This window comes from Mesorhizobium sp. M0185 (assembly GCF_040322175.1).
GTDB lineage: Bacteria > Pseudomonadota > Alphaproteobacteria > Rhizobiales > Rhizobiaceae > Mesorhizobium.
On the sequence record NZ_JAMYSY010000001.1, the window covers coordinates 41494 to 60906 of the forward strand.

18 protein-coding genes and 2 pseudogenes are annotated in these 19413 nt (G+C 60.3%); 10 read left to right on the forward strand and 10 right to left on the reverse strand.

Annotation, left to right across the window (positions count from 1 at the left end):
- Window positions 1-34 precede the first annotated feature (34 nt).
- From NKJ20_RS00210 to NKJ20_RS00240, 7 genes and pseudogenes are all read right to left on the reverse strand, one after another.
- The gene (locus tag NKJ20_RS00210) at window positions 35-793 is read right to left on the reverse strand and encodes an amino acid ABC transporter ATP-binding protein (RefSeq protein ID WP_352589348.1); all 759 of its coding nucleotides are present in this window, start codon (window positions 791-793) and stop codon (window positions 35-37) included.
- Entirely contained in the window at window positions 790-1446 is a 657-nt protein-coding gene (locus NKJ20_RS00215) for an amino acid ABC transporter permease (RefSeq protein WP_023718647.1), read from the reverse strand. Before NKJ20_RS00215 ends, NKJ20_RS00210 begins: the two co-directional genes overlap by 4 nt.
- A gap of 2 nt (window positions 1447-1448) precedes the next feature.
- Entirely contained in the window at window positions 1449-2111 is a 663-nt protein-coding gene (locus NKJ20_RS00220; protein WP_352494528.1) for an amino acid ABC transporter permease, read from the reverse strand.
- A 56-nt stretch (window positions 2112-2167) separates the two neighbouring features.
- Window positions 2168-3055 carry an ABC transporter substrate-binding protein gene (locus NKJ20_RS00225; protein ID WP_352741914.1) on the reverse strand — a complete coding sequence of 296 codons (888 nt, stop codon included), beginning with the start codon at window positions 3053-3055 and terminating at the stop codon, window positions 2168-2170.
- On the reverse strand, window positions 3052-4143 hold the full coding sequence (locus tag NKJ20_RS00230; protein ID WP_352741916.1) for an LLM class flavin-dependent oxidoreductase: 1092 nt from the start codon (window positions 4141-4143) through the stop codon (window positions 3052-3054). The genes NKJ20_RS00225 and NKJ20_RS00230 overlap by 4 nt, the downstream gene beginning before the upstream one ends.
- A gap of 52 nt (window positions 4144-4195) precedes the next feature.
- Window positions 4196-4705, reverse strand: a complete 510-nt coding sequence (locus NKJ20_RS00235; RefSeq protein ID WP_352741918.1) for a flavin reductase family protein — start codon at window positions 4703-4705, stop codon at window positions 4196-4198.
- Window positions 4706-4815: 110 nt separating this feature from the next.
- Window positions 4816-5109 (reverse strand): annotated as a pseudogene (locus tag NKJ20_RS00240) (class II aldolase/adducin family protein); the annotation flags it as partial.
- Here NKJ20_RS00240 and NKJ20_RS00245 point away from each other — a divergent pair.
- The 3 genes and pseudogenes from NKJ20_RS00245 to NKJ20_RS00255 all read left to right on the forward strand — a co-directional run.
- Window positions 5105-5884 (forward strand): annotated as a pseudogene (locus NKJ20_RS00245) (IS110 family RNA-guided transposase); the annotation flags it as partial. The pseudogenes NKJ20_RS00240 and NKJ20_RS00245 overlap by 5 nt on opposite strands.
- A gap of 997 nt (window positions 5885-6881) precedes the next feature.
- Window positions 6882-7418, forward strand: a complete 537-nt coding sequence (locus tag NKJ20_RS00250; RefSeq protein ID WP_352663153.1) for an ankyrin repeat domain-containing protein — start codon at window positions 6882-6884, stop codon at window positions 7416-7418.
- A 27-nt stretch (window positions 7419-7445) separates the two neighbouring features.
- Entirely contained in the window at window positions 7446-7958 is a 513-nt protein-coding gene (locus NKJ20_RS00255) for a YHS domain-containing (seleno)protein (protein ID WP_352741920.1), read from the forward strand.
- A gap of 42 nt (window positions 7959-8000) precedes the next feature.
- Here the strand turns inward: NKJ20_RS00255 and NKJ20_RS00260 are convergent, their stop codons facing one another.
- Together NKJ20_RS00260 and NKJ20_RS00265 are read right to left on the reverse strand one after the other, a co-directional pair.
- On the reverse strand, window positions 8001-10220 hold the full coding sequence (locus tag NKJ20_RS00260) for an adenylate/guanylate cyclase domain-containing protein (protein WP_352741921.1): 2220 nt from the start codon (window positions 10218-10220) through the stop codon (window positions 8001-8003).
- A 694-nt stretch (window positions 10221-10914) separates the two neighbouring features.
- Entirely contained in the window at window positions 10915-11124 is a 210-nt protein-coding gene (locus NKJ20_RS00265) for a hypothetical protein (protein ID WP_352741922.1), read from the reverse strand.
- Between the two features lie 209 nt (window positions 11125-11333).
- Here NKJ20_RS00265 and NKJ20_RS00270 point away from each other — a divergent pair, with 209 nt between their 5' ends.
- From NKJ20_RS00270 to NKJ20_RS00300, 7 genes are read left to right on the forward strand one after another with little or no spacing between them, the layout of a single operon-like run.
- A complete protein-coding gene (locus tag NKJ20_RS00270) occupies window positions 11334-11648 on the forward strand; it encodes a helix-turn-helix domain-containing protein (RefSeq protein ID WP_352742228.1) in 315 nt (104 codons plus the stop codon).
- A complete protein-coding gene (gene hyfB / locus NKJ20_RS00275) occupies window positions 11645-13666 on the forward strand; it encodes a hydrogenase 4 subunit B (RefSeq protein ID WP_502894905.1) in 2022 nt (673 codons plus the stop codon). The genes NKJ20_RS00270 and hyfB overlap by 4 nt, the downstream gene beginning before the upstream one ends.
- Entirely contained in the window at window positions 13657-14613 is a 957-nt protein-coding gene (locus NKJ20_RS00280) for a respiratory chain complex I subunit 1 family protein (RefSeq protein WP_023675520.1), read from the forward strand. Before hyfB ends, NKJ20_RS00280 begins: the two co-directional genes overlap by 10 nt.
- The gene (locus NKJ20_RS00285) at window positions 14613-15275 is read left to right on the forward strand and encodes a hydrogenase-4 component E (protein ID WP_023675519.1); all 663 of its coding nucleotides are present in this window, start codon (window positions 14613-14615) and stop codon (window positions 15273-15275) included. The genes NKJ20_RS00280 and NKJ20_RS00285 overlap by 1 nt, the downstream gene beginning before the upstream one ends.
- A complete protein-coding gene (locus NKJ20_RS00290; protein ID WP_352452925.1) occupies window positions 15272-16723 on the forward strand; it encodes a hydrogenase 4 subunit F in 1452 nt (483 codons plus the stop codon). The genes NKJ20_RS00285 and NKJ20_RS00290 overlap by 4 nt, the downstream gene beginning before the upstream one ends.
- Window positions 16724-16741: 18 nt before the next feature.
- Complete coding sequence (locus NKJ20_RS00295; protein WP_352741924.1) at window positions 16742-18259, forward strand: hydrogenase large subunit; 1518 nt, start codon at window positions 16742-16744, stop codon at window positions 18257-18259.
- Between the two features lie 12 nt (window positions 18260-18271).
- Window positions 18272-18811, forward strand: a complete 540-nt coding sequence (locus NKJ20_RS00300) for an NADH-quinone oxidoreductase subunit B family protein (protein ID WP_352452927.1) — start codon at window positions 18272-18274, stop codon at window positions 18809-18811.
- On the opposite strand, the gene NKJ20_RS00305 is transcribed toward NKJ20_RS00300, so the two are convergent.
- Window positions 18812-19345: a hypothetical protein gene (locus NKJ20_RS00305; protein ID WP_352741925.1), complete on the reverse strand. Its 534-nt coding sequence runs from the start codon at window positions 19343-19345 to the stop codon at window positions 18812-18814.
- Between the last annotated feature and the right edge of the window lie 68 nt (window positions 19346-19413).

Here is a 19413-nt window from a genome sequence, read left to right on the forward strand (position 1 = left end):
GTTACCCTTCGATGCTGCGTTTGGATGGAATTCGCTAGGCGACTGAGCTTCTGACGATTTCAATAGGCTTACGATTCTCGCGCCGCAGGAACTTCTGTGTCTGTTCTTTGCGGGGATTGTCGATCACCTCTTCGGCCGTGCCGATTTCGCAGACTTCGCCCTGGCAGAGAAAGGCCACGCGGTCCGCCGATTCCCGAGCGAAATTGATGTCGTGCGTGACAACCACCATCGTCATGCCTTCGCTCTTCAGGAGGCGCATGGTCTCAAGCACTTCGCCGACAAGTTCGGGATCCAGGGCGGAGGTGACCTCGTCGAAGAGCATGTAGCTCGGCTCCATTGCAAGCGCTCGGGCGATGGCGAGACGCTGCTGCTGGCCGCCTGAGAGCTGAGACGGCAAGCTGTCGCCCTTGTCGCCCAGCCCCACATGCTCGAGGTGCTTCTGCGCAAGTGCGCGCGCCACAGCGCGGCTTCGCTTTGAGACCACCCGGGGTGCCAGCGCGACATTTTCCAGCGCCGTGAGGTGCGGGAAGGCGTTGTACTGCTGGAAGACGATGCCCAGCTTGCTGCGCAGCTTGTTGATATCCGTCTTCGGATCGTGGACGCTGATGCCGTCTACGAGGATCTCGCCACCCTGGATCGGTTCGAGCCCGTTGATGCATTGCAGGAGCGTAGATTTTCCCGACCCGCTTGCGCCAATGAGGCAGACGAGTTCGCCCTTTTCGACCGTGAGATCGATGCCCTTGAGCACGATCACCGATCCGAAGGCCTTCTGGACGTTGCTGATGCGGATCATACGCGGACCTTTCTTTCGAGGTGCCGGCTGTACCGGGAAACAGGATAGCAGATAAGGAAATAGAAAAGCCCCGCACCCATCAGCAGCAGCCAGGTCTCATGTGTCCTGGTGATGAGTATCTGGGTGGAACGCATATATTCGATGTAGCCGACCACGCCTGCGAGAGCGCTGTCCTTGATCAGGCTGAGGACGAGCCCGATCCACGGAGCCAGACCCGTCCTGAATGCCAGGGGCATGGATATGTACAAGAGCTCCTGGTAGCCGTTCATGCCGAGCGAGCGAGCGCTCTTGCGGTATTGAACCGGGACTGAGAGCAGGCTCGCCCGGACCACCTCGGCAGTTACTGCCGACATCCAGGCACCAAGTGCGACGGTACCGAACCAAAAGGGTGAAGTGCCGAAGCCCAGGATCGATAGAAGGCTGTTGGCGAGTATCAGCTGGATGATCATCGGCACGCTGCGCAGGATGTCGATGAAGGGGGCCGTGGCGATCCTCACGGTCATTGACACGGTGCGCAACCAGCCAAGGACGATCCCGGCAAGGGTGCCGACAAGGGTTGCTGCGGCGGCCAGCCTGACGGTGTTGAGCAGCCCCTGAGCCAGGAAATAAGCATCCGACCAGGCGAGGCCTTGGTTTGCGAACTGAAACTGCACGCCTAGCTCCTGTATATGAGGCGGAAGGCCAGGTGGGACGAGAACTGCAGCCCTTTGGCGATGAGGTAATAGATCAGCGCCGTGACCAGAAAGAACTCGAATGTCCGGAAGGATGCGGACTGCGCGTACTGCGTGGCGCCCGAGAGCTCCTGCAGTCCGACCAGCATGCCAAGCGAGGTGTTCAGCATTCCCCAGATGCCTTGAGTGACATAGGCGAGGAAGATCACCTTGAACATCTGTGGAAAGATCACATGGATGAAGCTCTGCGGGCTGGTCATGCCGAGTGAGCGCGAAGCCGACAGCTGCTGTCGCGGGATGGCGTTGAGGCCACCCCTGAAGATTTCAGTCATGTATCCGGCGTTGTTGAAGGAAACGGAGATGAGGACGGCTGCGTAGCTCGGGATGTTGATGTGGAAGGCGCCCAGCCCGAAATAAAACAGATAGAGCTGAAAGACAGCAGGCGTGTTGCGCGACAGCTCCACCCACCAGGTCGAAAACCGGTAGGCCCATCCCTCGCCCTGCTGGCGCGCGACAGCCATGGGCATCGCAATGAGCGTGCCGATAATGAAGGCGAGAATGGTGATCTGGATCGTCACCCAAGCTCCGGCCAGCAGCAGGGGCAGTGAATCCCAGACTATGGACCAGTAGAACTGATAGCCGTTCATGCCAATCATCCCATGTTCATGCCGGCAGGGTTTTCCTGCCGGCATGAGCTCAATGGTTAGAAGTTTATGCCTTCAGCTGTCAGCGGCGGCAGCGGACCGTTCCCGTAGTACTTGTGATAGACCTCGGCCCAACGCCCATTCGAAACCTGAGTGAACACGAAAACGCGCGCCCAGTTGAGGAATTGCTGGTCGTCACGTTTGACCGCAATCGATCCGAAGTCGGCGAGGGGGGCAAGTCCGGCCATCACGAACTCCGGGAACTGACCACTTTGCGATAGCGAGTTGAAGACGGCGACATTGATCACGATGGCGTCGATCTTGCCCTGCTGCAGAGCCAGGAAGGTTTCCGCATCGCTCGCAAAGCCGGTGTAGGTCGCACCCGTGCCCTGCCAGCCCTTGCCCAGCTCATCCTTGAAGAGTTGCTCAGGCGTGGTGCCAACGACACCGCCAAGCTTCTTGGATGCCAGGTCGGAGTATTTGGCGATGCCGGTGTCCTTGCGGGTCACGACTGCCATGACGTTGTTGGTGTATGGCTGGGTGAACGCCACGGTCAAGGCACGTGCCGGGGTCGGCGTAGTCGAGGCGATAAGGACGTCGATGCGGTTCGAAACCAGCGCCGGGATACGATCCGGCGAAGGCGTCTCGATGATTTCCGGCTCTGCGCCAAGCGCCTTTGCCATGTCCTTGCAGTACGTCACGTCATAGCCGTCGGGCTCGTTGTTCGAGTCGCGGAAGCCGGCAGGCGGACTGTCCAGCATGATGCCACAACGCAGCTTTTTGTTCTTGATGATCGTGTCGAGCGCGGAGTCGGCATGCGCCTGACCAGCCAGCGTGAATGTGGCGACCGCCGTAGCCAGCAGAGCCCTTATAACCATTTTCATTTCATTCCCCTTTTCTTGATGCAGACCAAGTAGTTTGTTGGCTGAGCAATTGAGGCCGCTCAACTCGCCTTTCTCGCCAGTCCGGGCGTCACGCCGAGAGCTTCGATAGGTCCCACTTCCTTCTCGATCAGCGGCACGACTTCGTTCTTGAATCGAACGATCGAGCGATGCGCCAACTCGATTGGCATGCAGCCGAAGGAGAAGTTGCAGGTGTAGTTGCTTGGATTGAGACGTTTGATGTCCGCGACCATCTTCTCGGCAACGGCGTGCGGATCGCCTACCACCATGTTGTCCGCATATTGGTCGAGCGTGTACTCGCCTTCGAACGCCCGGTTGCTGATAAAGCTGTTGTCGTCCAGCGGCGGTGAGGCCTGGCGAAGATAATGCGCCATACGCCCCACGTACCTGGCCCGCTCCGCCACTTCCAAGGCTTCGCGGCGGCTGTCGGTTATGGCCAGGTATTGCATGATCGCCAACGGCTTGGTCGAAAGCTGCTCGCCGATCGTCTTCCAGGCGTCGTTGAGCCCATCGACCATCTTGTAGAGCACCGGCGATCCGAGCGTGCTGGCTGCAAGGAACGGAACCGCCTTCCACTCCTTGAAGCGCTCGAGGAGCTTGGGGTGGGAGGAGGTCACAAAGATCGGCGGAAGGGGCTTCTGCTGGGTGCTGATCGCGAAATGGGTCTTGGGGAGGGAAATGTACTTTCCCTTGTACTCTACCTCGCCATCGACAAGCGCCTTTTCGATGACGTCCCAATACTCGAGGAAGACGCCGACCCGATCGTCCAGCACGACGTTGTAGCGGTCGAACTCATAGCGCTGATAGCCCGTACCCAGCCCGATGATCAGACGACCCTCGGTCTGCGTGTCGGCGACCGCGATCTCTTGGGCGAGACGAAGCGGATTGTAGAGCGGCAGCACGATAACGCCCGGGCCAAGCTTGATCTTTTTGGTCCACCCCGCCGCGTAGGAGCACATCATCAGCGGCGACGGCGAACTCGAATAGTTGGCGAAATGGTGTTCGGCGAACCACGCGACATCGAAACCGAGCTCATCGGCAGTCTCCACCATCTTGCGCGTATCGCGCATGACGCCCTGGGCACCGTCGGGATGATCGCGAAGCGTCATCAGGTTAAAAAGACCAAGCTGCATTCATTTGCTCCTAAGATCCCTCGGCGACGGCTGTCGACGTTGGCTAACAATCCTATCCAGCCTTCTGCAGGACCATGGGTGAAGTCAGCGCGTAGGCGCCGTTCTGATAGATCAGCGGGTCGACATCGGAGGCGAATGCCACCCCTTCGACCCGCCCGATGATGATGTCGTGCGTAGCATAGGAGATCGCCCGATCCATCTCGCAGAACAGGTTCGCCTGCGCGCTTGGCAGGTAGGGGACGCCTTCCTTTTCGGTCCACTCGCCGATGTCGAATCGCGTCTCGGCTGGCCGTCCGCCACTGAAAGAGTTGGAGATGTCGGCCTGTGAGGCTCGAAGCACGTTGATGCAGTAATGCCCCTCTTCCTTGAGAGGCATGTTGATCGACGAGTTGCGGTTGACGCAGGCAAGGATTGAAATGGGAGCGAAGCTGAGCGGCGTGACCGACGTGACGGTAATGCCATATCGGCGCCCGTCGTGCCTGCACGAGATCACGCAGACCGTCGACGCCACGCGCCGCATCGATTGCCGGAAATGCTCGGTACTCAGGTCCTGCGAGAGCATTATTTGTTTCCTTGTTCCATCTTCAAAATTGCAGATTGTCTACAATCTGTCAATGTGTTTTGGACCACCCCGCTCCAGACGAAACTGCCTTGTTTAATGGTGGTCGTGCGCTCAGGGCCCGGGAGCGGGAATTGCCTGGCCAGATCCTCGACTTGCTCCGCAGATAGATATCGCGGGTTGAGACCGCGCAGCAGAAGGTACAGCTTTGCTGTTTCCTCGAGTTCCTCGATCGCAAAGACGGCGCCCTCAAGGTCCTTGCCGGTCACGACCGGCCCATGGTTGGCCAGCAGGACCGACGTATATTTGCCGGCCAATCCCTTGATGGCCCCGGCGACCGCCGGATCGCCCGGCCTGAAATATGGCACCAGCGCCGTTCGGCCAGCGCGCATGAGATAGTAAGCACTGGTTCGAGCGTTGTTGGCCTACAACCGCGGCGAGCCTCGGGTTTGCGCGATGTTGCGAGTGCCAACGCCGGAGGAGGAAGACCGTCGCCGGTTGGTGCGGGAGCGGAAGGCGCTGACGAACGAGCGGATCAGGCACGTCAACAGGATAAAGGGCCTTTTGTTCAGCCAAGGTGTGTCCGGATACGAACCGTTGAAAGGTGATCGACGCAGATGCCTCGACGCGCTCATTACCGGAGATGGGCGTCCACTGCCGCCAGCGCTCATGGCGCAGATCAGCCGCGAGCTTGATCGCATCGAGTTGCTGATCCAGCAGATCAAGGATGTTGAAGAGGCACGCGACGCCTTGCTCGTCGCGGCAGATGAGCCAACACCGGCCCTGCTGCTCAGCCTCAAGGGAATAGGTCCGGAGTTCGCGGCCGTCCTGTGGTCTGAGGGATTGTCGCGCAAATTTGACAATCGACGACAGGTTGCCGCCTACGCTGGTTTGGTGCCAACGCCCTGGCAAAGTGGGCAGATTAATTGCGAGCAGGGAGTCTCGAAGTCCGGCAATCCTAGGCTCCGGTCGACGCTTGTCCAGGTTGCGTGGCTCTGGGTGCGCCATCAACCCAATTCCGCACTCAGCCAGTGGTTCAGGGCGCGAGTCATCCAGAATGGTGGCCGGTACAAGAAGACGGCGATCATCGCCCTCGCTCGGAAACTGCTTGTTGCGCTGTGGAAATACGTGAACGCCGGAGTCGTTATAGAAGGAGCTCTCCTGACGAAACCATCAGCGTAGACGCCAATCGATTCTAACAATCTCCAGGACCGATCAGGCCTGGCAGATCCTCGGTAGACGAACCGACGAAACTCATGGCCTCAAACAGCCGCCGCTGAAGAATGGTTTCGTCTCTTGGGTCCGAATCCGCCGCAAGCGGGATCATGGAACAGGTGCATGCGCCCTGACCGAATATAAGGTGGACTGGGTTCGTTCGCGAACCGCGTCACGCAAACGGACCCATCGAATGGATCTACGGATTGCCGCGGAGGTACATGACAATGTCGACGTGACGCCGTTTGTAGTTGACCATCCCATATAAGAGTTTCGGGCGCCGGCAGGCGTACGAAGCTCTTCACGGAAGGGTAACTAAAGGCGCATAAGCGGACATTGCCTGGGTTAGGCGGCGCCCGGGTTTGACCCATTCCAGACATTCGGCCCCCTTTTTCGCGAAGGAGGGTCAATTCGACATCGCCTTTTTCTACGGAAAACACAGGTTCTCCCCAAGCGACGCTGCCAGCGCGCCCATCAAGAAGCTGACACTAAACTTCGCGCCTACGCACAAGCGCAAGGCTGGTGGGCTGCCCTTTTAAAGGATGAACCTCGTTCCACTCTAAATCGCCGTCATCGGCGTCCTAATGCTCGCCACGCCGTCTGGCGCTTCCGGCAGCACGATATGATCGGCATGGCCGCCTGCCTGCTGATGGCCATTCTAGCGGTCGTGGTGCTGGTGCCCGGATAACCCGCTGCCGGGGGTGACACAGGGCGCCTCGCGCGACTTCGACTCGCGCATAACCCGGACACCCTATGGCTCCGCTGCGCCAAATGTATTAGACTGATCTCATACACGTCCATCCGCGGGCGAGCGCGCCCGGAGGGTTAGACGATGACGGTCTACAGGCGATTGTTGCTGCCGAGGGCCTTCCCGATCAGGGTCAGGCTTTTCGAAACCGGTTGGCTTCGGCTTGTCAGTCGGGCTCTGGTCGTTGCTTTCCTTTCTTGTTTTGCCGTCGGTGCGGTGACGGCCGGGCCGCTCAACGACGCTGCTCGGGAGGGCGACGCCGGAAAGGTTGCCGAACTCCTGGCACAAGGCGCCAATGTGAACGATCGCGACGAGAGCCGTCAGACCCCGCTGATCGATGCGGCGCTTGCCGGCAAGACCGAGGTCGCCATTGCGTTGATCGGGGCCAAGGCGGACATCGAAGCCCGCAACGATCGCGGCTTCACCGCGCTACATGCGGCAGCCTACTCAGGAAGCCTGGACATCGCAAAATTGCTGCTCGACCACGGGGCCGAGGTCGACGCGTTGAGCACGCACAAGATCACGCCGCTGCATGTGGCAGCAGAAGAGAACCAGACGGCCATCGCGGAGCTGTTGATCTCGCACGGCGCACAGGTCGAGGCAATCCAGGAATACGGGTACACGCCTCTCAGCCGCGCGACATTCTATCAGAGCACCGACGTGATGGTTTTGCTCAAGAAGCACGGCGCGAAGTGCCAACCCAAGGAAACGATGGGGTCGTCGTACAAGGTGTGCATCGCCCTCGGCAACTGACATCGAGAAAGGCTACTGGAGGAGAACATGACAGAGAACCGTTCCAGAACGTTTGACAGTTTGCTTTGCGCGGGAGTAGCCGCCGCCTCCCTCCTCCTCTTCGGCACCGGTGGATCCCACGCCGGCGACGGAGTGAACACCGGATACTTCGGCAATGTCGCCATCCTGGGTTATGATCCGGTAGCATATTTCACCGACGGTCGCGCGACGATGGGTTCGCCCAAGATCTCGAGGAAGTGGCTCGGGGCGACGTGGTACTTCGCCAGCGTCCAACACCGGGATGCCTTTGTTTCCGAGCCGGTGCGCTATGCCCCTCAGTTCGGCGGCTTCTGCACCGGGGGAATGTCAGTTAAGGAGGCATCCGCGAACCTTGACCCGAAAGCCTTCCGCATCGTCAATGGCAAGCTCTTCCTGTTCTCCGGAAAGGAGGGCCTGGAGGAAGACTTCGATGCCAACCCGGCGCCTGTCATTGCGAAAGCGGAAGCCGAATGGCCCGCAGTGGAGGCGAAGGAATTCGAGGCTAGAGCGGCCGCCAACTAGCTCCGGCGCGATGTCGTGAGCCCGCAAGTTGAATGGCGCCCGTCACGGAGACACCGAGAAATACCAGACTGTGACGGAGTCCGGCCAAGCGTACTCGTCCTGCGTATCGCTGCTCCCTAGGGGATTGCGATAGACCGGGGCGCAGAACTTGCGGCCGAGCAAGGTCGCGGTGGATTGCGTGCAGAAGAGGTCGCCATCCACGCTGGACGTGCCGGTGATGATGCTGCTTTGCGAGCTCAGTGCGACATCTCCATTTGCGCTCAGCTCCATGACGAAGGCTGCGCCATTGTGTTGATGTCCTACCCATGTCCGATCGCCCGTTAGGGCTCGGATCGCGGCGGCGCCCAGGCGGTCCTCCTCCCGCCCGCGAAAATCGAAGCTCCGCTCGGGAATCCCCGCGGCGCGAAGGGCGCCCAGCCGGTGATCGAGGTCCTCTTGCCGCCGATGGTGGGCGTAAACGACACGATAACCAGCGAGGTTCTGTTCGGGTATCTCTTTCAGGATTGCTGCAGCCGCATCGTGCGCCTCGGCCATGCGGCCAAGCCGCGCATTTGCCATGGCCAGCGTTTCGAGACCAAGGTCGCTGCGCTCTCCCGGCTGGACCTTGCTCAGCGCCTGCAAAGCCTTCTCGTACTGATGGTTCATGTAGAGCACGAAGCCGTAATAGTCGAAGACCTGAGCGCGCGGCTTGGGATCGAGCCGCAACACGCGTTCCATCGCTGCCAGCGCCTCCAGGTTCTGTCCTGCGTAGGTCAGCACGATCGCCCGATTGAGCTCCGCCTCCGCGCCGTTCGGGTCCAGCGCGACGGCTTTCTGGACCGACGCGATCGCCTGGTCCCATTCGCCGTCCAGCATCTGCAGGATGCCGAGCACGGCATAGGCGCGCGCAGATTGCGGATTGAGCTCCAGCGCCCGCCCTGCCGCTTCGTAGGAGCGCTGGCGAGCGACGGCGCTGAGCATGAGCACCTGGTAGTCGAAGCCGAGCACGTCCACCGTGGCGCGGGCATAGCCCGAGTAAGCATCTGCAAACGTAGGATCGAGCTTGATCGCCTTTTGATACAGGGACAGGGTCTCTCCGAGAGACCTGTTGTCGACCACATAAACCTTCTGCTCGGCTCGGGTGTAGAAATCGTATGCCTCCAGGCTTCGCGTGGGGAGGCGAGCAATCTGCGCTCGTTCGCCTTCCGTCAGACGCACCGAAAGTGCCTCAACGATACGCCCGATCACTTCGTCTTGAAGTGCAAATATCCTGGAGTAGTCGCGGTCGTATCGCTCGGCCCAGATGTTGCTCCCCGTTTGGGCATCGATGAGCTGGACATTGATGCGGACTAGATCTTCCTCCCGCCGGACGCTGCCCTCGACCACGTAACGGACGTTCAACTGCGCCGCGATCTCGTCGACGTCGAGGGATCGATCCTTGAAGGAGAACGCGGAGTTGCGTGCGATGACGAGGAGCCCCGAGATCTTCGAGAGATCGGTGATGAGATCGTCTGCGAGCCCTTCCGCAAAATAATCCTGGCCTGCCTTCTCGCTAAGATCGGTAAACGGTAGCACGGCGATGGAGGGCTTGCCGACCGACGAACCGACCGGGGTGGAACCGTGACCGGCCAGCAGGGCAATCGCTTGCGGCCAGAGAATCACCGCAATCCCCGCTATCAGAGCCAGAACGAGTACCGTGGCGCCGATCACAGGCCATTGCCGAGAGCGCGACTTATTGGCTCCTGCGGTCTGTTCCAGCAGAACCCGATAGGCGCGGACCCGCTCTGGAATGTTCTTGAGACGCTGTTCGCCGAGTGACTTGAAGGTCAGGCCGAGCTTGTTGTGAGCCTGATCGTAGGCCGTTCCCGAGATGACGATGCCGCCAGGATCGCTCAGTCCTTCCAGCCGGGCCGCGATGTTGACGCCGTCGCCGTAGAAGTCGTCCTTGTCGGGGATCACGTCACCAAGGTTGATGCCGATGCGGAACACGATCCGGGTATCTTCGGGAAGACCGAGGTTCTGCTGTGCGGTGACCCGTTGGATTTCAACGGCGCATGCTACGGCATCGACGACGCTCTCGAACGCGACCAAAGCGCCGTCGCCCATGAGCTTGACGATGCGGCCATGGTAGCCCTCGATCGCGGGTTCGATGAATTCGCGCCGGAGCGCCTTGAGCCGCGAGAGTGTGCCCGTCTCGTCCAGCCCCATCAGCCGGCTGTACCCCACCACGTCGGCGGCGAGGATAGCGACCAGCTTCCGTTCGAGATGTTGAACCTGTTCCACTGGGCAGAATTATAAGGAAAGCCCAATGGCAAGACCATACACACTTAGCAGCCAACACCCGTTTCTCCGATGAGGTACGTTACAAAATCGGCTACGGGCGTTCGCCTTGAATTCCGAAAAGGTGATGTTCGACGGAATGTCGGCTCATGGTGCAACCGCGACCTACGTATTCGCCGACGTCAGACTTTCGGGCGACGGCAAAGCTTGCCCCTACGGCCGACATCAGGCGCAAACGCGACTGGCCACGGTCTGTCTGCTTGCAGGAAGAGCAAAACTGATCCCGACGGCCGATATAGGGCGCAAAGCTGCCGTTCGCGTCGTGGAAAACGTACGTCGCCTTCGGGTCGGACTTCCGTTCCCCAGCGGTCGTTCCAGCACCGAGACAGGTCCCTCACGCCCAAAACCGTAGAAAATATCGCAGGGGTTCCGAATGGGGTAAAAGGCGGTAGCGCTCTCCCGCTACCAAATTCTAAAGAAAAATCAGATACATAGAGATGTACCGGTGCCAGTCGTCTCATTGTAGCGGGTCGCGCGATTTTGCAATTTTGACACCCGGTTTTGCAGCAGGGCGCTTCTCTCAAGACAGGGCGATCCGATAGCTGCGAGGGCCATGACCTTTCGGTGCTCTAGATTGCCCTCCCGTACAAGCCTCGAGACAACATCCCATCGAAGCGGTGGCTCTCCTACGCTTTCTTCAGAAATTCCGTCCGGCGTTGAGGAGATCGGCGAGTTTCTCGGGATCGTGCTGGTTCATTCCAACGATGGTTCGGCTGCCCATCTCGGCGGGCCGCCCGGTACGAGCATCATTGACGGTCCAGGTGCCGGTCGGATCCTGAAAAGGTCTGTAGCCCGCGGCGGCTCCAATCGAGTGGCCGGCCGAGATAAGGCCCATTGCGAGCGCCATCACGCGCAATCCGAGATGGCTGGCGACAAGACTGGCCGTGACGGGAATGGTCGCATGGCTTTGGTTCGAGGCGCAGGACGTATCGCCAGGTTTTCTACAACTTCAAGACAGATGCGTCACGCATCATTAATTGAATGCGCCGCATTTTAATATATGCTGCAAGACGTAGAGATAATATCTCAAAGCTGATCAAGAAGGGGGATGCGACCGTGATAACTGCTCCACAGTTGCGTGCCGCGAGGGCGCTCCTTGGCATCGACCAGCGCAGGCTTGCCGAATTGTCCGGTCTTTCCGTGCCGACAATTCAACGCATGGAAGCCAGCGAGTCGATTATTCGGGGTAACGTCGATTCTCTCATGAAGCTGATCGGGGCACTTGACCTCGCCGGCGTGGAATTGATCGCTGAAGGCGCCTCCAGCCAAATCGGCGGGCGCGGCGTGCGACTGAAAGCGGATTTCGACCCCGCCAAAATTCTTGGCGGGGTCGATACGAATGCCAAACTCCCCGTGAGGAGCGTGGCGTGATTTCGGCGGCCGCGGTCCTCCTGTGGGGCGTTGCTGCGCTCCTGGGGACTGCGGTGCTTGCGATTGCGGAAAGCCGCAGATCGGACTCGGGAACACGCCTGATCTACGGCTTGACGCTAGGTATATCGGCGGCCGTGCTCATGGTTGTCGCGAGCCGCATCGCCGACAATCCCGTCACCCCGTCGACTGTGGTGTTGCCTCTTGGATTGCCATGGATTGGCGCTCATTTCCGTTTGGATGCGCTCTCGACTTTCTTCCTCATCGTCGTCAACTTCGGCGGCTCCATGGCCAGCCTTTATGGCCTCGGCTACGGCAGGCATGAGTCTGCGCCGCATCGGGTGCTGCCGTTCTTCCCGGCTTTCCTAGCCGGAATGAACCTTGTCGTGGTGGCCGACGACGCCTTCACTTTCCTGCTTTCCTGGGAATTCATGTCGCTCGCCTCCTGGGCGCTCGTCATGGCGCACCATCGCGAGCAGGACAATGCGCGGGCGGGCTACATCTATCTCGTGATGGCGAGCTTCGGCACACTCGCGCTGCTGCTTGCGTTCGGCCTGCTCGCCGGATCCGATGGAACCTACACATTCGACGCGATGCGAGCCGCCGACCCCACCCCGTTCGCCGCTGCTTTCGTCCTGGTTCTCATGCTGCTGGGCGCCGGCTCCAAGGCTGGACTTGTCCCGCTGCACGTTTGGCTGCCACTCGCTCATCCGGCCGCGCCAAGCCAAGTCTCGGCTCTCATGAGCGGCGTGATGACCAAGGTCGCAGTCTATGGCTTTATACGCGTTATTTTCGATCTGCTCGATGAGCCGGCATGGTGGTCGGGCGTTGCCGTGCTTTTCCTTGGCGGCCTGACGGCGGTTCTCGGCATCCTCTACGCGCTGATGGAAAAGGACCTGAAGCGACTGCTTGCCTATAGCACCATTGAAAACATCGGCGTCATCTTCGTAAGCCTTGGTCTCGCGCTCGCTTTCAAGGCGAACGCCATGCCATCGGCTGCAGCGCTGGCCCTCACCGCCGCGCTGTTCCACGTCCTCAACCATTCCTTTTTCAAGAGCCTGCTGTTTTTCGGCGCGGGCGCCGTGCTGACGGCAACCGGAGAGCGGGATATGGAGAAGCTGGGCGGTCTCATCCACCGCATGCCCTTTACAAGTTTTGCCTTTCTCGTCGGTTGCGTCGCGATCTCGGCACTTCCACCCTTCAACGGCTTCGTCTCCGAATGGCTGGCCTTTCAGGCCATATTGCAGAGCCCCGATCTGCCACAATGGGGACTTAAGGTCATGGTGCCCGCCGTTGGCGGTCTGCTGGCGCTGTCGGCGGCACTGGCCGCGGCCTGCTTCGTAAAGGCGTTCGGGATTACATTCCTCGGCCGGCCACGCTCGGCCGCGGTGGAACTGGCGCATGAGGTCGACCGCTACTCGCTGGCGGCAATGTTCATTCTCGCTGCCCTTTGTCTCCTGGCCGGCATTCTGCCCGGTCTTGTGATAGACGGCCTCTCATCGGTGACACTGCCACTGATCGGCAGCCGGATGCCTGTGCAGATGGCCCAGCCCTGGCTGTCTATCGTGCCGATTGCAGCGAGCCGCAGTTCCTACAACGGCCTGTTGGTGTTCCTGTTCATCGCCTTTTCCGCATCCGCTGCGGCATATGTGATCCATCGCTTTGCATCACATGCACTCCGTCGGGGTCCCGCCTGGGGTTGTGGCTTCCCGGATGTGGTCCCGAGCTCGCAGTACACGGCCGTCAGCTTCGCGCAGCCGATCCGCCGCGTCTTCGGCACGTTCGTATTCCGTGCAAGGGAAACCGTCGAAATGCCGGCACCTGGCGAGACCGGTCCGGCTCGTCTGAATGTCGAAATGCATGATGTGATCTGGGAGACGCTGTACCTGCCTATCGGCCGGGCCCTCGACTTTGCGACCGACCACCTCAACCATCTGCAGTTCCTGACGATCAGGCGCTACCTGACCCTCGTCTTTCTCTTTCTCATTGTCCTGCTCCTGGTGCTCGCACTATGGCCGTGATTCTCGAGTTGGCCGTTCAAGGCGCGCAGATGGCGCTGGTGCTTTTGCTGGCGCCGCTCCTGACCGGATTCGTGCGCAAGGTGAAGGCACGGCTCTTGCGCCGCCAGGGTCCTTCCCTGATCCAACCTTACCGCGATCTCTTGCGGCTGATGCGCAAGGAAGTCGTTCTGGCGGACAACGCATCCTGGCTGTTTCGCGTGACGCCCTATCTGATCTTTGCCACCACCTGGGTCGGCGCGGCGCTCATCCCGACATTCGCCGCCGGCCTCACATTCAGTTGGACCGCCGATCTCATAGCCATTGTCGCACTGCTGGGAAGCGCCCGGTTCTTCCTGGCGCTGGCAGGCATGGACGTCGGCACGAGCTTCGGCGGCATCGGCTCGAGCCGCGAGGTGATGATCGCTTCGCTGGCCGAACCCGCCATGCTGCTCATCGTGTTCAGCCTGGCGCTCGTCGCGGGTGCTACGCAACTCTCAACGGTCGCCGCCTTCATGGGGTCACCGGAGGTTGGCTTGCGGGTGTCGCTCGGGATGTCGCTCATCGCCCTCGTGATGGTGGCGATCGCCGAAAACGCCCGCATACCCGTGGACAACCCATCGACCCATCTGGAACTCACCATGGTTCATGAGGCGATGGTGCTGGAATATTCCGGTCGCCATCTGGCGATGATCGAGTTTGCCGCCTTCCTCAAGCTTCTGCTCTATGTGTCGCTGATTTCCTGCGTCTTCCTACCTTGGGGACTGGCGAGCGCCGGGGCAGGACTGGAATCCCTTGCTCCGGGTGTCGTCGCCTATGTCGGCAAGCTTGCCGTCTGTGGCGTTCTCCTCGCCGTGTTTGAGACTGCCATCGCCAAGATGCGCGTCTTCCGCGTCCCGGATTTCCTCGGGGCAGCGCTGATGCTGGCCCTGCTCGGCACGCTCCTGCTGTTCGTCTCACGGAGCCTCTGATGAACGGCCTCACCTTCGACATCGCTCACCTGCTCGCCGGCGGCCTGGTGCTGGTCAGTTTCATGATGCTGTATCAGGATCGCCTCTTTGCTCTGATCAACGTTTTTGCGCTTCATGCAATCGTGCTGGCCCTGTCCGTAGCTTGGCAGGCATACATTCAGGACGCGCATCATCTCTACGTCACGGCGGCGATCGCCCTCGTCTTCAAGGCGATCGTCATTCCTGTCGGGCTTCATCGCATCATTCAGCGGCTCGGCATCCATCGTGACGTCGAGACCGCCGTCGGCATCGGTACGACGATGCTTGCGGGGATAGGCCTGGTGACCTTGTCCATGGTCCTGATGCTGCGCGTCACTCCCGAGGCTGATCCCCTCGCCCGCGAGGACCTGGCTTTCGCGCTGTCCATCATTTTGCTGGGGCTGCTGGTGATGGTCACCCGCCGCAACGCCGTCAGCCAAGTTGTCGGATTCATGTCGCTCGAGAACGGTCTGGTCCTCGCCGCCACGGGGGCCAAGGGCATGCCTCTGGTCGTCGAGATCAGTGTCGCCTTCTCGATCCTTATCGCCTTCATCGTCATCGGAGTCTTCCTGTTCCGCATTCGCGAGAGGTTCGACTCGGTGGATGTCGGCGCGCTCGACGACTACAGGGGAGAACACCGTTGACCGCGTTTTCCCTCGATGCGGTGGCCGCCATTTTGCTGATACCGGTCTTCGCGGCCGCACTTCTGGCGGCGCTGCCGAAATACCGGATATCGGCGGGCGTCAATGTCGCTGCGAGCTTGCTGACCTTGCTCGCCGCACTGTCCCTTCTTGTCACCGACCGCCCGCAGCCTGGGCAGTATCTGCTCGTCGACGATCTCAATATCGTCTTCATCGTGCTCAACACATTCGTCGGCTTCACCACCAGCGTCTTCAGCGCTTCCTACATTGCCCACGAACTGGAGAGCGGGCGGCTAACAGTCCCGAACTTGCGGTTTTATCACGCAATGTACCAGGTCATGATGTTCGGCATGAACCTGGCGTTCGTGTCGAACAATATTGGCTTGATGTGGGTGGCGGTGGAGCTTGCCACGCTGACCACCGTGCTCATGGTCGGCATCTACCGCACGCACGAAGCGCTGGAGGCCGCCTGGAAATATTTCATTCTGGGCAGCGTCGGCATCGCGCTCGCACTGTTCGGCACCATCCTCGTCTACATGGCTGCACAGCCGGTTGTTGGCGAGGGGACGAATGCGATGGTCTGGACGGTGCTCATCGCTAACGCCGCGCGCTTCGATCCGGCTCTGCTCAATGTCGCCTTCATCTTTCTGCTGCTCGGCTACGGGACGAAGGTCGGCCTTGCGCCCTTGCATGCCTGGCTGCCAGACGCGCATGCTGAGGGTCCAACGCCGATTTCCGCAGTGCTGTCGGGCTTGCTGTTAAACGTCGCACTCTATGCCGTGCTGCGCTTCAAGCTATTGCTCGCGGCAAGTCCGGAAGCGATCGCACCTGGGCCATTGATGATCACGATGGGACTGACGTCGCTTGTCTTCGCGGCCTTCATGCTCTACCGCCGCCGCGACATCAAACGCCTGTTCGCGTACTCCTCGATCGAGCACATGGGCATCATCGTGTTCGCCTTCGGCATAGGAGGCCCGCTCGCCAATTTTGCCGGGCTGCTGCACATGGTCATGCACAGCCTGACCAAGTCGGCGATCTTTTTCACGGTCGGCCACATTGCCCAGGTCAAGGGGACACAGAACATCGCCGAAATCCGGGGACTGACGGAAACACATCCTGCCCTTGGCTGGGCGCTCGTCATCGGCGTCGTTGCCATTGCCGGCCTCCCTCCGCTCGGTATCTTCATGAGCGAATTCCTGGTCGTGAGTTCGACATTTGCAAGACACCCTCTTTTGGCGATGCCCTTGGTTTTCGGGATTCTGCTCGCTTTCGGCGCCCTGCTGCTTCGACTGACCGGCGTCGCTTTCGGCGAACCGCGCGGCAGCACTGCACCCGCCGAGGCGTCCTACATTCCGATGTATTCCCACTTGGCGTTGGTGTTTGCCGCCGGCATCTATCTGCCGCCACCGCTGGTCACATGGTTCCAGCACGTCGCAAGTATCCTGGGGTGAGCAGAAGAGAGAAAGAGCATGCCCGCGCTGATCGACCTCATCCTTGCTGGCCAACGTGTCGAAAATCATTTCCCGTGGTCGCGCGCCGTGGTGACTCCGAAAAAATGGGGCTTTGCCGTCGAGCAACTGGCCGAGGGCCACTGGAGCTTGCTCGGCCTATGGGGTGAGCCAGGCGCCGTCCACATGGCACTTCTCGATGAAAGCGCCGGGGACATCGGCGTCGTCAGCCTGGAATGCCCCAGTGGCCGCTACCCATCGGTCGGCCGGCTGCATCCGCCCGCATTGCGGCTCGAACGTGCGGCTGCTGACCTGTTCGGGCTCCTGCCACAAGGCGCGCCTGATACGAGACGGTGGCTTGATCATGGCCATTGGGGTGTCAGCTATCCGTTGAGTACCCGCGTCCGGACGTCTGCTGCGACAGCCTTCCCGTACAGTTTCCTGCCTGCCGAGGGGGAGAGCCTGCATCAGATCCCGGTCGGGCCCGTGCATGCCGGCATCATCGAGCCGGGCCATTTCCGGTTCACGGCGAGCGGTGAAACGGTCGTCCGGCTGGAGCAGCGCCTCGGATACGCGCACAAAGGTATAGAAGGCCTGATGGCGGGGTCCGACATCGACCATGCGGCCAAATTGGCGGGCAGAACCTCTGGCGACAGTACCGTGGCATACTCCCTCGCTTTTGCCCGCGCCGTCGAGGCGGCGCTGGGTGTCCAGGTTCCCCCACGCGCGGTCTGGCTGCGAGCGCTCATGGCCGAGTTGGAGCGCCTGGCCAATCATCTGGGTGACATCGGCGCTATCTGCAATGATGCCGCCTTCGCGCTCATGCATGCCCACTGTGGGGTGCTGCGTGAGCGCGTATTGCGGGCAAGCGATGCTGCCTTCGGTCATCGTTTGATGCGCGACTGCATCGTGCCCGGAGGCGTGGCAAGCTTCCTGAGCGATGAGGGCACGACAGCGCTCAGGTCCCTGATCGCAGAGATCAGGCAGCGGTTTCCCGCGCTGGTCGAGCTCTACGACAACACGGCGTCGCTGCAGGATCGGACTGTCGCAACTGGCCGGCTGAAGGTGGAACTCGCTCGTCAATATCGCGCCGGAGGCTACGTTGGCCGGGCCTCCGGTCGGGACTTCGATGCCCGACGCAATCTCGCTTATCCACCCTATGGCGAACTCGCCTTCGATGTACCTCTCCTCCAGGAAGGCGATGTGAACGCCCGTGTATGGATTCGTATCCACGAGGTCGAACAGAGCCTGTCCCTGATCGAACAAGTCCTGCGACAGCTGCCAGACGGGCCGATCCGCGTCGATTTCGCGCAGACAAACCGATCGCATGAAGGCATGGCGCTCGTCGAAGGTTTCCGCGGCGATATTCTGGCCTGGCTGCGCATTGGCAAGGGCGGCTTGGTCGAGCGCTGTCACCTCCGTGATCCGTCATGGTTTCAATGGCCGCTCCTTGAAGCGGCGATCGAAGGAAACATCGTTGCCGACTTTCCGCTGTGCAACAAATCGTTCAACTGCTCTTATTCGGGCCATGATCTCTGAAGGCACGCTGTCATGCGCAAGCTTCTTTTTGAAAGCCTGATACGCCCCCCTCTCACCGAGCGTCCGCCGTTGGCAAGCAGCACGGCAGTCGACGAACTCGCACGCGCGCTCGATGGGGCTGCTCACAAACGATTGGGGCGAAGCCTGTCGATCCGGGCGGTCGATGCTGGTTCCTGCAACGGCTGCGAACTTGAGATGCACGCGCTGAACAACGCCTTCTATGACATCGAGCGTTTTGGGATCCGGTTCGTCGCATCACCGCGCCATGCCGATGTACTGCTCGTCACCGGGCCGGTCACAAAAAACATGCGCGAGGCATTGAAGCGGACCTACGACGCAACACCCAACCCAAAATGGGTGGTCGCACTGGGAGATTGCGCAGGCAATGGCGGCTGTTTCGCCGGCAGCTATGCGGTGGTGCGCGGAGTGTCCGAGGCCTTGCCTGTCGATCTGCACATTCCAGGTTGTCCGCCGCCGCCAATCGAAATTCTGAAAGGCCTGCTCGCCTTGCTTGAGGGCGTGAATTCCAAGACTGGTGCTGCCCGAAGGTGACTATGTAGAGGCTTTGCCAAGGTTGGCCTTGTCGCTGCATAGATCCAACCAATGCGTAGCCGTGAGTTTAAGGGCATCAGCCAACCTCTGTCCCAAAATTGGAAGGCGCTCGGCGGCGAGAACGGCTAAAACGCCTGCTTTTTCGCCGGCAGCCCAGCGCTTTCGATCGAAGGGGAACCCGTTCCCTAGTCCGAAATGGTTACTTGCGCTGCAGCTAATGTAGTTACAATCTTGTGCAGTCGGAAGCTGCATGGGCCGGCCAGGCGCGAATACCGCCTTCGCCGGCGTCTCAAGGCAGTCGACCACATTTTTGCGGTGCTCTAAGGGGGAAACAATGAGATTGACGATTGTTTGCGCGGCAATTGTGATGGCCGTATCCACCGCCGCCGTTGCGCACGAGAAAAAGAGAGTGGTCAGTACAGAAGTAACGTCGGCCGGCGCCGACCTGTCGGGCAGCACGATCAAGAAAAACAGGGAAACAAAATTGGATTGCAGTTCAACCGGAACTGTCTCCAGCGCGATTTCGAAAGACAAATCGGAGCCGCGCCTGGGCTATGAAACAGTTAATCCTGCAATCATATCGATCTATTAGCTGAGGAAAT